Genomic DNA, 15179 nt, shown 5'->3' on the forward strand with positions numbered 1-15179 from the left:
CATGTTCCTGAGGCAGTCCTATAAGGAATTCAAACGGCTCATGTCTTTCATGAAGCTGCGGCGCAAAGGGTATTTCATCGGATTAATCGGAGACAGCATCAGCAATGCCAGCATCGCCATCCTGCTCTCTTTTGTCATCCAATATTTACTCGATTATTCCGTTCACCATAATAAGGCCGTCCTCATGAAGGCAATTTGGATCGTCGGCGGTACGTTCATCATGCTCAGTGTGCTCTCACCGTTATTCAGCTACATGTATCACCGGCATGTCAAGCAAACGATGGCGGAAATCCGGCTGCGTGTATTCGAACGGCTCGGACGGCTGCCGCAGAGCTACTATGAATCCCATCATTCAGGGGATATCGTATCGCGGATGACGAACGATATGCAGCTGATGGAGCAAACATACACCGAACATATGAAATCAATCATGACAGAGTGTTTGACATTGGTCGGCTCCCTGACCGTTATGTTTATACTGGATTGGCGGCTCGCCTTGGTTTTGGTCGCCTTGGGTCTACTATCCGTCTTGATCAACACCCGGTTCGCCCAGCCTTTGCGAAATATTAGCGACCGGTTTCAAGAGCAGACCGGCGGCTTGACCGAACGGCTGGCCGATCTGCTTGCCGGTCTGCAAGTCATTAAGATGTTCTCGCTGCACCGCGCGGTTACGAAGCGTTTCTATGATAAGAACGGGGAGGTCACGGCCTCGGCGATGAAACAGGGGCATGGGACGGGTCTGCTGGAGGCCGCTAATTTCCTCATTAATTTCTTGAGCCTTGGCGGGATGCTCGTTATCGGGATCATCATGTATTCGCAACATTTGATCGAACTCGGCGTTTTGGGGCAAATCATCCAGCTGCAAACGGGCGTTTCCATGGTGTTTCTGCAGATTGGCAGCATGGTTTCGCTTGTGCAGCATTCCTTCGCCGGAGCCGCTCGCGTATTCGAGCTGCTGGATGAATCACTGGAACCTGATCGCTACTCGATTGCAGGCTCCTCGGGCGGCGGTAATCATGAGGCGATAGCGGACGCAGATTTGGAAATGAAGGGCGTCACCTTCAATTACGGTACGGCAGCCGGCGTATTAAACGGAAGTCATCTCACCGTGCAGAAAGGGCAGGTGGCTGCCCTCGTCGGCGCCAGCGGCAGCGGCAAGAGCACGGTGATGAAGCTTTTTCTCGGCTTTTATCCGCCTATAGAGGGCACGATCCGCATCTTGGGTAAGCCGCTAGGCCATTATACGCTTTCCGAGTTAAGGGAGCTAACCGCATATGTACCTCAGGATCCGTATTTGTTTCACGGCACGATTGGCGATAACATACGTTTCGGCCGACCCGATGCCACGGATCAGCAATTGCAAGAGGCGGCAAAAGCGGCATATGCCCATGATTTCATTATGGAACTGCCGGACGGCTACGCAACGATGGTTGGCGAGCGGGGCTCCTCGTTGTCCGGAGGACAACGTCAGCGTATTGCCATTGCCCGGGCGCTGCTCAAAGACGCGCCAATTCTCCTGCTCGATGAGGCTACCTCCGCGCTGGATGCCGAATCCGAGTTTTGGGTACAAAGGGCTTTACAAACATTGATGAAGGACAGGACGACACTGATGATCGCGCACCGGCTGTCTACGGTCGAACAGGCGGACATCATTTATGTAATGGATCAAGGTGTCGTTAAGGAAATGGGAAGTCACGAACAGCTTTTATCCGGCCAAGGGTTATATGCCAATTTGTATCGGCAGCAATCGCACAAAGAGCAAAAAACGGAAACGATCACTGCTTAACGGAATTATTGCTTTCATGAAATCAATCGAAAGATAAGAGGAGTGGAATTCATGTCTATTTTTGAAAAAATGGAATCGAATGTACGTTCTTACTGCAGATCTTTTCCCGATGTGTTCACGAAAGCGAAAGGTTCTACGCTGTATGCCGAATCCGGAAGCACATTTATCGACTTTTTTGCCGGAGCGGGCGCTTTGAATTACGGGCACAATAACGATTACATCAAAGAAAAGCTGATCGCGTATTTGGAGTCAGACGGTTTATCGCATGGTCTCGATATGTATACCTCAGCCAAAGCATCGTTTTTGCGTACATTTTCAGAGCTCATTTTGAAACCGAGAGAGCTTGATTATAAGGTTCAATTTTGCGGTCCGACGGGAACGAATGCGGTGGAAGCGGCTTTAAAGCTGGCCCGCAGAGTCAAAGGGCGCTCAGGTATTTTCTCTTTTATGGGAGCCTTTCATGGCATGTCGCTTGGGAGCTTGTCGGTGACCAGCAATCTGTACCACCGATTAGCGGCCGGTACGGATTTACACCATGTTTCCTTTATGCCGTTTCCGTGCGGTTACATGGATTCATTTGATACGATCCAGTATATAGAAGCCGTACTGAACGATGATCATTCCGGCATTGACAAGCCGGCGGCCATCATATTTGAAACCGTGCAGGCGGAGGGAGGCCTGAATGAAGCGCCGATCGAGTGGATGCAAAGGCTTCGCGATCTGTGTACGCGACATGATATTCTGCTCATTTGCGATGAAATCCAAGTTGGCTGCGGCCGCACGGGACCGTTTTTCTCCTTTGAACGGGCGGACATCGTTCCGGATATCGTCGTGTTATCCAAATCGATCAGCGGCTACGGTCTCCCGATGGCCATCACCTTATTAAAACCGGAATTGGATATATGGAACCCCGGGGAGCATACGGGAACTTTCCGTGGAAACCAGCTTGCGTTCGTAGGTGCGGCAGCAGCACTGGAGTACAGAGAACTGATTCATTTAGAGGCAGAAGTTTACAGGAAAGGACAATTCGTCAGCCGGTTTTTGCAGGAGGAAATCGCGCCGTTAAGCGAGGACATTCAGATTCGGGGAATGGGTTTGCTTTGGGGGGTTGACGTATCCGCATGCAAGCATGCGAACATCTCCAAAGAAATTGCGGTTCGCTGTTATGAGCTTGGACTCATTTTGGAAAGGGTAGGCCGTCAAGATAATGTCATCAAGCTGATGCCCCCGTTAACCATTTCGATGGAGGAGCTTGAGCAGGGCTGCGGCATGTTGAGACAGGCGGTTCAGGAATGCTTTGAGAAATACGGGTTAAGGGAACACGCTGTCATCTGACACTCGATTTGCGGAAGCAGCCTATGGAGATTCAGATGAGAAATATGAACAGTGGCATCCTGATCGGTTATTTGGGTTTAGGCATACTTGCAATGGTTCTGTGTACAGTTCTGAGTCTTAAGTTCAAAATTGTTTTACCGAATGAAATCCTGATGATGAGCTTAGCAGTCATATTGATCGCTTTAATCTTGTGGACGTTGGTTTCATTTTCCTCCGTTAATAAGCATTTAATTAACTGAGAAACATGCCGCTTCTAACGGAAATAAGCCTATTCAGTTTAGTTTGCAACTGCTGAATAGGCGTATTTTCTTTGGAAAGCAAGGAACTAGATCATATCCAAGTAACTAATTTTCCAGTGAACATTTTTTACGAAATGTTCCAAGCCCTCTTTGTCCTTTTCTTTAAACATTTGGATGATTTGCTTATGTTCGATGTTCATTTGCTCAAGCACCGAAAACAATCTGGGTTTATCGTCGCTAAGATATATCTGTCTGACAAAACTATTTTGCAGGGTTTTCAGCAAATCAATTAAAGTACTATTATCGCATTTTTGTTGGTATACGTTATGAAATTCATTTTGGTAGAATTGATAATCGGAATAGCTCTCTTCTTGGATGGAGATATCGATTTTGATGGCGATCGCCTCCATTTTCGATATATCTTCATCTGAGATATGATCGATGGATAAAGTGGCTGCCATAGCGTCTAAAGTACCGATGAGCTGGAAAACATCAAGTTTTTTCTTCGTATCAAGTTCTTTTACAACGAAACCTCGGCGAGGGAAATATTCCAAATAGTTTTCGGAGGCTAATTGAATAAGTGCTTCTCTTACAGGCGTCCTGCTAACTTCAAGCTTCTCGCAAATGGAGTTCTCGCTTAGCTTTTGGTTGGGAAGTAAAGTTCCATTTTGAATACGCTCGGCAATGTAATTATAGACGTGGTCTTTTAGTGACTGATATTTATTTTTAATAATGACGTATACCTTCTCCCTAAATGATTTGAAGATAAAAATACAATATACTATATATTGGATATTTTGATTTTATCATTGAAAAGTGGCTTATTCAAGCAATTCTGCCTCTGTCATCGATTGAAGGGAGCAAGTAATAAATGTGATAAAAATACATATTGATAAAAAACATTAGCGGTGCTAAGATAAAATTGTATACAATATACAAAATACAAATTTGTTCGGAATCCACCCTATTCCAATGAATAGGAGGTGTGAAGAAATATTTGAGGTCAAAGCACGCAGCATATTGTATACAATATACAATATGCAAATGTCGGTGGAAAAAGTTAATTTCGTTCTTCATTTTCTACTGCATCATGGAATCGAAAGAAAGGTGAGAAAACATGAATCAAGATATCGATCGTGCACATGTAGGCACAAAAGTGGTCTGGGCAGGGGAAAAAGAATTCAGGGTTTTCGGGGCGACGCAAGTGCCCGTCGTGTTGAGTGTAGCTTACGATTATGACGACGTGGATGAATGGTATGAAACAGCGCTCGGAAATCGGCCGGGTTACATTTATAACCGGATGACGAATCCCACAGTACAGGCGTTGGAAGAAAAGGTAAGAATTCTTGAGGATGCGGAAGCGGCTGTCTGTTTCTCATCGGGGATGGCAGCTATCAGCAGTGCGCTGTATACATTTTTAAGACCTGGAGACCGCGTTATATCGGTTAAAGACACTTACGGTGGAACGAATAAAATATTCACTGAATTTCTGCCTAATATCCAAGTGCATGTTGAATTATGCACGACAGGCGATCATGCCGAAATAGAGCGTGAATTAGCCAAAGGCTGTAAGATTTTGTATTTAGAAACGCCGACAAATCCGACGCTTAAGATTACGGACATTAAGCGATTGGCTAAAGCTGCAAAAGCAGTGGGTGCCATGGTGTTGGTTGATAATACGTTCGCAACACCGATCAATCAAAACCCGTTGAATTTGGGGGCTGACATCGTGATACACAGCGCTACGAAGTTTTTAAGCGGACATGCGGATGTTTTAGGCGGGGTAGTCTGCGGCACCAAGGAACGGATGGAACAAGTGTACCATTATCGTGAGATCAATGGGGCTACGATGGATCCATGGTCGGCTTATCTCATTCTAAGAGGTATGAAAACGCTGAAGCTGCGAGTCCAACAGCAAGCGAAGAGCGCTATGGAGATCGCAACATTTTTACAAATGCAAAGTCCTGTGGAAGCTGTTTATTATCCCGGATTGGAAGCGCATACAGGTCATGAAATTGCCAAAATGCAAATGAGAGGTTATGGCGGTATTCTGAGTATTGTCCTAAAAGATGGAATGGAAGCTATCAAGATCTTGCTACCCAAGCTGAAATATGCAAACCGGGCAGGGAATTTAGGGGCTGTCGAAACGATTTACGGGCCAGCAAGAACGACCAGTCATGTGGAATGTACGCCGGAAGAACGGAAATCGCTCGGAATATCGGAAGGTCTTCTTCGGATCTCGGTAGGGATCGAGGACACGGAAGATCTGATTGATGACTTGCGGCAAGCCTTGGAATATTTGAAATCGAAGCTTCCCGAATGTATGAAAATTAACTAAGCATAAGAGGTGTTACTATGGATCATAAAATTGCATTGCTTGGTTTTGGCGTAGTCGGCCAAGGGCTGGCGGAAATTCTTATGGAGAAGGCACAGACTTTGTCTCAAGATATCGGTTTTCGAGCAAAAGTCGTTGCTGTTTCGGATCTTATGAAGGGTTCTATCTACCATCCGGAAGGATTGAATCTTTCACAAGTACTTCATGTAGTCAAAGAAACGGGCAAACTCGATGATTATCCCGACGAACCCGGGCTGATCAGGGGACTGGATAGTTTTAAGACGATACAGGAAACCAATGCGGATACCATTGTGGAATTAACCTACACGGATGTGAAAACGGGCCAACCAGCTATTGATCACTGCAAGGCGGCATTTGCGAGCGGCAAAAACGTGGTGATGAGCAATAAAGGACCGGTCGCACTGGCCTATCAAGAACTAGCTGCATTGGCCGAAAAGAATGGCGTTCGATGGGGTTACGAAGGGACTGTTATGAGTGGAACGCCTGCCATACGCCTGCCGCTTGTTTCACTCGCAGGCAATACGATTTACGAAATCAAGGGAATATTGAACGGTACAACTAATTTTATGTTGACCAAGATGGAAGATGGGATGAGCTATCAGGAAGCTCTTGCTGAAGCCCAAGCATTAGGTTATGCCGAGGCAGACCCGACTAACGATGTAGAAGGTTACGACGCGCAGTATAAAATTACGATTCTTACCAATATCGTGATGAACGGTTCGATCAATAGGGAAGACGTGGCATGTCAAGGTATCAGCCATCTGACGCCTGAGGACATTCAAATGGCCAGGGCGCAAGGGAAACGTTGGAAACTTATTGCTACCTGCCGAAGAGATGGCGATCGGATCATCGCAAAAGTAGGTCCGGAAGCCCTTCCGCTCAGTGATCCATTGGCAGCCGTTGGAGGAGCGGTTAATGCAGTCACGTACAATTGCGATTTGGCCGGACCCATCACGCTTATCGGAGCGGGCGCGGGGCGTAAGGAAACAGGCTTTTCCATTTTAATTGATTTGATCAATATCAGCCGCGACCAGCTTTAAAAGGCGACCTTAATCAAAATAAACCATTTGAGGTGACTGGGATGATTATGGAAACGTTGACAAAGAGAAAACAAATGCTTTTGGCCGGTGAATGGGTGTTCCGGGAGAAAACCATTGATGTGTTCGATCCGCAGGATAATACCCTGATCGCAACGGTTCCTTCTGCGTCCGCGGAAGATATGCTGTATGCCATTGAACAGGCGAAAGAGGGTTTTCGTCTTGCATCGGCTATGCCTGTGCATGAACGAATTGCCGTTTTAAACCGGACGGCTGCTTGGATTGAAGGACACATGGAAGAGTATGCAAGGACCATAGCCCGGGAAGGCAGTAAGACGATTCGAGAAGCGAGAAAAGAAGTAAGGCGCTGTGTGGAAACACTCCGAATCAGTGCCGAGGAGGCAAGACGGATTCATGGAGAAACCATTCCATTCGACCAAATGCCAGGCAGTGAAAATCGAATAGGTTACTATTACCGATTCCCCATAGGCGTAATTGCGGCGATAACGCCTTTTAACGATCCGCTTAACTTGGTCGCGCATAAGGTAGGACCAGCTATCGCAGCGGGTAATGCCATTATCGTTAAGCCATCACTGGCAACCCCTCTAAGCGCTTTTTTGTTAGCCGAAGCTTTGGATAAGGCGGGGCTTCCTCGCAAGGTGTTATCGGTGATTACGGGAGAAGATCGTGAAATCGGCGATGTACTGGTAACACATCCAGATGTGCGCATGATTTCCTTTACAGGCGGGCTTGCGACAGGCAAATCCATTATGCAAAAAGCCGGTCTGAAAAAGATGAGCATGGAGCTGGGTTCGAACTCACCGGCCATTGTTCTGAATGATGCAGATATCTCTCATGCTGTCGCCTCTACAGTATCCGGAGCATTCTGGGCTGCAGGCCAGAACTGTCTTGGCGTACAACGAATTTACGTACAGGAAGGCATTTATCAAAAATTTGTCTCTGAATTTATTAACGAAACCCAAAAATATCGGATCGGCGATAAACTTTCGGAGCAAACTGACATGGGGCCGCTTATTAATGAAAGGGAAGCCAAACGGGTCGAAAGCTGGGTCACTGAAGCGCTGGAACAAGGCGGAAAATTGCTGTGCGGAGGCATTCGCGATGGCGCCTTCTATGCGCCTACCGTCTTGGATAATGTTCCGGCAGATTGTAAAATAGCGAAAGAAGAAATCTTCGGTCCCGTAGTCAGCATGTATCCGGTTGCTGATCTTGAAAGCGCTATCCAACAGGCAAACAGTGTGGATTTTGGCTTGCAAGCGGGCATTTTCACAAAGGATTTAGAACAGGCATTTATCGCTGTTCGGAAACTGGATGTCGGAGGTGTGATGATCAACGACAGTTCTGACTATCGCATTGATGCTATGCCTTTCGGCGGCGTGAAAGGTTCGGGATTAGGGAGAGAAGGCGTTAAATTCACAATTCAAGAAATGACCGAACCGAAAGTGGTATGTGTAAAGTTATCCAATTAGAAGGGGACAGCGGAATCAATAAGTAAGCCACTCGAATGAACGGAATATCCGGGATCCCGGTTATTTCCGCAAAATTCCTTCTCTTAAGGAGAGATCAGAATGAGAAATGACGGCAACCAGCAATCTGAATTGAAACGCTCCATGAAGAGCAGACATTTGTTTATGATTTCACTCGGAGGGGTTATTGGTACGGGGCTTTTTTTAAGTACCGGATATACACTTAACCAGGCCGGACCCGGAGGGGCTGTTCTTGCCTATTTAATCGGCGGACTTATTATGTATCTTGTCATGCTTTGTCTGGGTGAACTGAGCGTAGCCATGCCTGTGACGGGTTCGTTTCAATCCTATGCAACGAAATATATCGGGCCGGCAACCGGCTTTACCGTTGGGTGGCTGTATTGGCTTACATGGGTTGTTACTGTAGGGTCGGAATTTACGGCGGCAGGACTTTTGATGCAACGGTGGTTTCCGGATGTGTCCGTTTGGATTTGGAGTGCGGTATTTGCAGTTTTGTTATTCTCTTTAAACGCACTTTCAGCCCGTTTTTTTGCGGAATCCGAATTTTGGTTTGCCGGTGTTAAAGTCATTATTATCATTTTGTTCATCATTCTTGGCGGGGCAGCGATGTTCGGGGGCATCCATATGCAAGGCAATGATCCCGTACCGGGCTTGACCAATATTTTCAATCAGGGCGGCCTGTTTCCAAATGGTTTTCTTCCCGTATTGTTCGTGATGATTTCGGTGAACTTCGCGTTCTCCGGTACGGAATTGATCGGTGTGACCGCCGGAGAAAGTGAGAATCCGAATCGGGACATCCCCAAATCCATTAAAAACGTGATTTGGCGTACGATGATCTTTTACATCGGGGCGATATTCGTCCTGGCCGGCTTAATCCCTTGGAAAGAAGCGGGCGTAATTGAAAGTCCGTTTGTCCTGGTTTTTGACAAGATTGGTATTCCGTATGCGGCCGATATTATGAACTTTGTTATTTTAACTGCGTTATTGTCCGTCGGAAATTCAGGTCTATATGCTTCCACTCGTATGCTATGGGCTCTCTCGAAAGAAAATATGATCGGCCCGTCACTGGGGAAAGTGACAGCCAGAGGCGTACCGCTTAATGCGTTAATCGTTAGTATGTTGGTTGCCTGTTTATCTCTACTCTCCAGTGTGATTGCAGCGGATACCGTTTACTTAATGCTCATAGCGATTTCGGGATTCGCCGTCGTGGCTGTGTGGATGGCCATTGCAGCATCACAGTTCATGTTCAGAAGACATTATCTTAAAGAGGGCGGACGTATGGAAGAATTGAAATTCAGAACGCCGCTATATCCGATTGTGCCGATTGCAGCGTTCATTTTATGTTTGATTTCTTGTATCGGGCTGTATTTTGACCCCAGTCAACGAGCAGCTCTATATTACGGCATACCATTTGTCGCATTATGCTATTTGTACTATTATTTGAAAAATAAAAGCAAAAGCAAGGCTGCCGAACCTTTGGTTCAGCCCATAGAATAGACTATGATGAATCCTATAGAAAACATCCTTAAAGATTTCCCTGTCCTGATTCTGGATGGCGCCTTATCAACGGAGATGGAACGCCGTGGGTGCGATATAAACGACTCACTTTGGTCCGCCAAAATGCTGATGGAAAACCCTGATTTGATTGCTCAGGTGCATATGGATTATTTTGCTGCCGGGGCCGATTGCGCGATTACCGCAAGTTACCAGGCAACCGTCGGAGGCTTTGCAAAAAGAGGTCTAAGCGAAACCGAAGCACTTAGGCTCATACAAGCATCTGTTCAAATTGCCGTAAAAGCCAGAGATCTATTTTGGAATCAATTGGCGGATAAAACCAAAAGACCGCATCCCCTTGTTGCCGCTTCTGTCGGCCCATATGGAGCTTATCTGGCTAACGGGTCTGAATACCGCGGCGACTATAAGCTAACTGAAGACGAGCTCATTGATTTTCATCGACCAAGGATGAAAGCTCTGATCGAAGCCGGTGCAGATCTGCTTGCCTGCGAAACCATACCGTGTCTAATGGAAGCTAGAGCAATCGTCCGGTTGCTGGAGGAATTTCCCGGGTGCTATGCATGGATGAGTTTCAGTGCAAAAGATGACCTGCATATTAGCAACGGGGATCTCATCTCCGACTGTGCCAAATGGTTGGACACGCATGATCAGGTGGCGGCTGTTGGTGTTAATTGCACGCCTCCGCAGCATATTCCATCGTTGATTGGTGAAATTCGCAGACAGACGAAGAAACCTATTGTCGTCTATCCGAATTCCGGCGAGCAATATGAAGCAGCTACACGCAGCTGGCGGGGGAATTCATCAGAGGAAAGCTTTGGATGCAGTGCCCGAGGCTGGTATGAGCTTGGTGCCCGGCTCGTAGGCGGTTGCTGTCGTACTAACCCAGCCGATATCAAATCCGTAGAAGCTTGGGCCAGAAACACATAAAGCCGCGTTCATATTTAAACGAAAAATTACGAAGGAGCTTGCCGCGGCAAGCTCCTTTACTGCTATTCTGTGTTGAAGACGACGCTTCCTTATAATACCAATTTTTTCGATGAACAATGATCATTGTTTCAACGTCGAATTTAGGTTAACTAAGTTATACGAAGGAGCAATATCATGAAAAAAAATTTCAGATCAGTATTTCACTGGAACAAGTTTAGCGAGCAGTTGGAAACTTATTTGGAAGCAAAAGTGTTGAAATGGAAAAAACGGTTAAATCCATTCACGAACAAAATCGGATTTGGTATTTACTTTTACAAAAATATCACCATTAATTTAAACCGTCTGAACAAAGAGATATTAGAAATTGCCCAAGACTTTGCCGATCTTTCACATTTCAATAAATCTTCGTTACCCAATTTTATATCCGTCGTCGATGGCATTAATGCGAAGACGTTTTCTAAATTGCCAAACCATGTCATTCAACAGATTACATCTTTGGTCAGAGTTCTACCAGGTTATAAAGCGCTGCAATCCATATCATGTTCGTATGGGTATAAATGTGAACTACAATACAACCAAGGAAAATTATTTTTTGGTTCGCTACAGATCCACTTTATAAAAATCAATAAACAAGTTCCCCTCTCTGCCAGCATGATTTAATGCGCAGCCGTAGAGGTGTTTTTCATCGTTTCAGACGTGTGGGGAGGTTTCAGTCGTGTCTCTAACGTTATTTTTCATCTTTACATTCGAGATGATGACGGATTGACAAAGACAAGTTCGTTCCCAAACGTACGGCTCTAGACAAGGGACCTGGCCATCGGGCCAGGCTTTTCTTCATACATGGTTAACCCATGTCCTGGAGATAAAAAAAATACAATTTTCATAACAATAATACCATAATTAAAATAGCAATTGTAATATAATGGGTTTTACCAAAAGGAGGAACCCAATATGGTGCGGCTGAGCAAATCGAGTATGTTTCATTCCATTCGTTTCAAGTTAATGTTTGGTTTGTTGGTCGTGATGGTGCCGATTATTTCTTTGCTCATTTATAGTAATTTTTACTCGATGAGCGTAGTACGCAATCAGGTGGCCCAATCGAACAGCCATTTGTTAAGTCTGTATATGGGGCAGATCGACCGAAGTTTGGAGGACATCGATAATTATTTGTTCGAACTCATCGCGCAGGAACCCGGATTGCTTACGATGGAGCGCTCCAATCAGCAGGATCCCGACTACTACACGATGGTAAAGGTCGGGCTATTTAAGAAGTTGTTAGCAGATAGCATTCGTTTTAAATCGCTGCAAGATTTCTTTTTATACTCGGCGACCAACCAAGACCTATTACTTGTCCCTCGCAGTGTGGACGCAGCCTATTCGGATTTTAAGGAAACACAGCTCATAAAAGGTTATATGAACGAGCTTCTGCAAGATGAGGCGAAGCTGCAAGACTACCCCAACGAGATATGGTCGAGTTTTTCTATTAACGATCAATATTACCTCGTTCGAATCGTAAGGATCGGCAAGGTTTATTTAGGGGCGATCGTGAAAGAAGAGAATATCATGGTTCCCTTAAACTTTATGGATATGGGTACGAGCGGAAAATCGCTGCTTGCTAACGAAAACTATGAACCTATGAATGATCTCGCTTTTATTAAGGAAAATCGGATCAATCTTCAATATAAAGGTACGACTTATATGCTCACGGGCACCGCTCAACAATATTTGGTGGTTGGTGAAAAATCCAGCAAAGGGAACTTTAGCCTAATTGCTCTCATACCGGACGGTCATATACTGGAAAAGCTTCCTTACCTTCAGCGGATCATTTTGTTCATTGCCTGCGGTTTACTCTTATATCTGGCCGTGGCGGTATACATGTTACGAAGGGTCGTTTTGCTGCCCATCAATCGCATTGTATTTGCGATGAGAAAAATTAAAGAGGGTTACCTGGAGGCCAGAATCGCGGGCCAACCCGCCTCGAACGAGTTTGAGCTGATGAATGAAACCTTTAATTCAATGGCTTCCCAAATTCAACAGCTAAAAATCGATATCTATGAAGAACAATTAAATCATCAGAAAGCCGAACTTAAACAACTACAGCTCCAGATCAATCCTCATTTCTTTTTGAATTCCTTGAATATGGTCTACTACCTCGCGCAAGACCGAAATTTTGCTTTGATTCAAGAACTCTCCCTTTCCCTTATTCGTTATTTCCGGTTTATGTTCCGAAGCCATTCGGATTTCGTGCTCCTTCAAGACGAGCTCAAGCATATCCAAAATTATTTGCGTATCCAGGAGTTTAGATTTCCCGGTCATTTAAGCTATAAGATCACAGCTGTGGATTCACTGCAGGCTTGCCTGATCCCGCCATTATGTATTCAAACGTTTGTTGAAAACGCTATCAAACATGCAGTAAGCATGGACGCTCATGTTCATATTGATATTTTGATCGAAAACGAGGATTCGAATCGGGGAGAAGGGATAAAAATCCGCATACAGGATACCGGAAAAGGTTTTTCCGACCACATCCTACACCAGCTGCAAGAAGAGATAAATCCTTTAAATGATGCGGGAGAACATGTAGGAATTTGGAATGTAAAACGCAGATTGCGTTTGTTATATCGGGAACAAGCGAACCTTACGTTTATCAACGATCATGGCGCTGTTGTCGAGATTCGAATTCCTAATAGTCGGGATAGGGGGACTGTAGAATGTATCAACTGCTAATCATTGATGATGAAGTGATTATCGCCAATGGAATTAAGTCGAGTGTAGAGTGGGACCTTTTCGGTATTTCCGAAGTTCATGTCGCTTACAGCATTCGTCAGGCGATGGACGTATTCGCCAATCACCATGTGGATATGATGATTTGCGATATCGAGATGCCGCAAGGCAGCGGCCTAGAACTTCTCGCATGGGTAAGGGTGAACTATCCACAAACGGAGTCTGTTATTGTCACGTGTCATGTAGATTTTACATACGCCAAGAAAGCGATGCAGCTCGGAAGCTTAGACTATCTACTAAAGCCTGTTTCCCATGAGGAATTAGTAGGCATCGTCTCGAAGGCGATCGAGAGAATCCGCAAGGAAAGAGAAGCTGCGGCATTTAATGACATTTACAAGCATTACCAAAGTCTTTGGGAGACTCATCAACCGCTCGTCATCGAACGTTTCTGGCTCGATTTGCTCAATCAAACGATCCCCTCTCAATTAACAAAAATAATGGATAGCGTCGCAAAGCAAAATCTTCCATACAAGGAAACGTCGCAGTTTCTGCCGATCTTGGTCAGCGTTCAGCATTGGGACAAAGAACTGACGGTCCGGGACGAGAAGATCATGGAATATGCGCTTCGGAATGTGCTGGAGGAGCTCGTTATTTCCTATGTCGGCAAGGCGCAAATCGTTCAGGAAAAAAAGGGCAGTTTGTTGCTTGTTGTTCCCATCGAAGTCCCGAAAGCCGTGAATGAGGAGGAAATGAGGACCTATTGTTATTCATTTATCGAAGCTTGCAACCGGTATTTTTATTGCCAGCTTTCTTGCTATATCGGTAAGCCTGTTTATATACACGAGGTGCTTGATATGTATGAAGCGTTACTCAAGTTGCAAAGCAGTAATGTCGCCCTGATTAATAAGGTGTTTGTTCACAATGAGCAAAAGAAGTGCAAATGCCATGCACAGCTGCCGTCAATGAAGGGATGGTCGGAGATGCTGAAATGGGGGGACAAAAGCAAGCTGCTTGAAGAGGTTTGCGCTACTTTGGAATCATGGAAAAAGGAGGATGGACTTGATTCCAAGCTGCTGCAGAAATTTTATCAGAACTTCTTGCAAATGATTCTCTATGCGATTCAGCAGAAAGGGCTTCAGGCGGACCAAATTTTTTCGGATCATTTATCGCCGGAGCAGCTGTTTTCAGTTACCCGCAACGTCCGTGACCTTCAGAAATGGGCGAAAGATGTGCTGGAGAAAGCGTTCGCGCATATGCAAGCTGTTGATTCCAGTCAGAACATGACCGAAAAAATCAAACGATACATCGCTCAGCACTTGGATGAGCCTTTATCCAGACAATGCATTGCGGATCATATTGGTTTAAGTCCGGACTACACGGTGAAATTATTCAAAAAAGAAACGGGGCAGTCCGTTTCCGATTACATCGTTCAAGAGCGAATCCGGATGGCAAAAGATTTGCTCGTGAAATCGGAAATACCGATCAGCTATATCGCCTTATCCGTCGGCTATTCGAATTTCTCCTATTTTTCATCGCTATTCAAGAAAGAAACGTCGATGACCCCCCAAGATTACCGGAGATATGCTCAATAGCGGAAATTCGATAATGAAATGACGGTTTCGCGGTAGTGAAGGAATTCAATTTCTTCTATGATCAAAACAAGCCAAACATATTTGCACGAGACAGTTATTGGGGGGATGAAATTGAGTACGGAGGCTGGCGTACAAACGCAAGTGCAGACGCAAACGCGGG

Annotated in this window: 11 protein-coding genes; 10 read left to right on the top strand and 1 reads right to left on the bottom strand. The window is 45.5% G+C overall.

Annotated elements, in window-relative coordinates; genetic code table 11:
• The first annotated feature begins 1 nt into the window (after position 1).
• Both ACFQZT_RS21095 and ectB read left to right on the top strand, forming a co-directional pair.
• Entirely contained in the window at positions 2–1786 is a 1785-nt protein-coding gene (locus ACFQZT_RS21095) for an ABC transporter ATP-binding protein (RefSeq protein WP_379302817.1), read from the top strand.
• A 51-nt stretch (positions 1787–1837) separates the two neighbouring features.
• Positions 1838–3121 carry a diaminobutyrate--2-oxoglutarate transaminase gene (ectB, locus tag ACFQZT_RS21100; RefSeq protein ID WP_379302818.1) on the top strand — a complete coding sequence of 428 codons (1284 nt, stop codon included), beginning with the start codon at positions 1838–1840 and terminating at the stop codon, positions 3119–3121.
• 325 nt (positions 3122–3446) lie between these two features.
• Here ectB and ACFQZT_RS21105 read toward each other — a convergent pair whose 3' ends face one another.
• Entirely contained in the window at positions 3447–4154 is a 708-nt protein-coding gene (locus tag ACFQZT_RS21105) for a GntR family transcriptional regulator (protein WP_379303189.1), read from the bottom strand.
• 323 nt (positions 4155–4477) lie between these two features.
• Between ACFQZT_RS21105 and ACFQZT_RS21110 the strand changes: the two genes are divergently transcribed.
• The 8 genes from ACFQZT_RS21110 (at position 4478) to ACFQZT_RS21145 (ending at position 15019) form a co-directional block, all read left to right on the top strand.
• On the top strand, positions 4478–5698 hold the full coding sequence (locus ACFQZT_RS21110; protein WP_379302819.1) for a cystathionine gamma-synthase family protein: 1221 nt from the start codon (positions 4478–4480) through the stop codon (positions 5696–5698).
• A 17-nt stretch (positions 5699–5715) separates the two neighbouring features.
• Positions 5716–6756: a homoserine dehydrogenase gene (locus tag ACFQZT_RS21115; RefSeq protein WP_379302820.1), complete on the top strand. Its 1041-nt coding sequence runs from the start codon at positions 5716–5718 to the stop codon at positions 6754–6756.
• 47 nt (positions 6757–6803) lie between these two features.
• Positions 6804–8243 (top strand): aldehyde dehydrogenase family protein, encoded by a 1440-nt coding sequence (locus ACFQZT_RS21120; RefSeq protein WP_379302821.1) that lies wholly within the window; start codon positions 6804–6806, stop codon positions 8241–8243.
• 99 nt (positions 8244–8342) lie between these two features.
• On the top strand, positions 8343–9758 hold the full coding sequence (locus tag ACFQZT_RS21125) for an amino acid permease (protein WP_379302822.1): 1416 nt from the start codon (positions 8343–8345) through the stop codon (positions 9756–9758).
• A gap of 6 nt (positions 9759–9764) precedes the next feature.
• Entirely contained in the window at positions 9765–10703 is a 939-nt protein-coding gene (mmuM, locus tag ACFQZT_RS21130) for a homocysteine S-methyltransferase (protein ID WP_379303191.1), read from the top strand.
• A gap of 174 nt (positions 10704–10877) precedes the next feature.
• Positions 10878–11363 carry a hypothetical protein gene (locus ACFQZT_RS21135; protein ID WP_379302823.1) on the top strand — a complete coding sequence of 162 codons (486 nt, stop codon included), beginning with the start codon at positions 10878–10880 and terminating at the stop codon, positions 11361–11363.
• 291 nt (positions 11364–11654) lie between these two features.
• Entirely contained in the window at positions 11655–13430 is a 1776-nt protein-coding gene (locus tag ACFQZT_RS21140; RefSeq protein WP_379302824.1) for a sensor histidine kinase, read from the top strand.
• The gene (locus ACFQZT_RS21145; RefSeq protein WP_379302825.1) at positions 13415–15019 is read left to right on the top strand and encodes a response regulator transcription factor; all 1605 of its coding nucleotides are present in this window, start codon (positions 13415–13417) and stop codon (positions 15017–15019) included. Before ACFQZT_RS21140 ends, ACFQZT_RS21145 begins: the two co-directional genes overlap by 16 nt.
• The last annotated feature ends 160 nt before the right edge of the window (positions 15020–15179 follow it).

The organism is Paenibacillus sp. GCM10027628, from assembly GCF_042676385.1.
Classification (GTDB): Bacteria; Bacillota; Bacilli; order Paenibacillales; family NBRC-103111; genus Paenibacillus_E.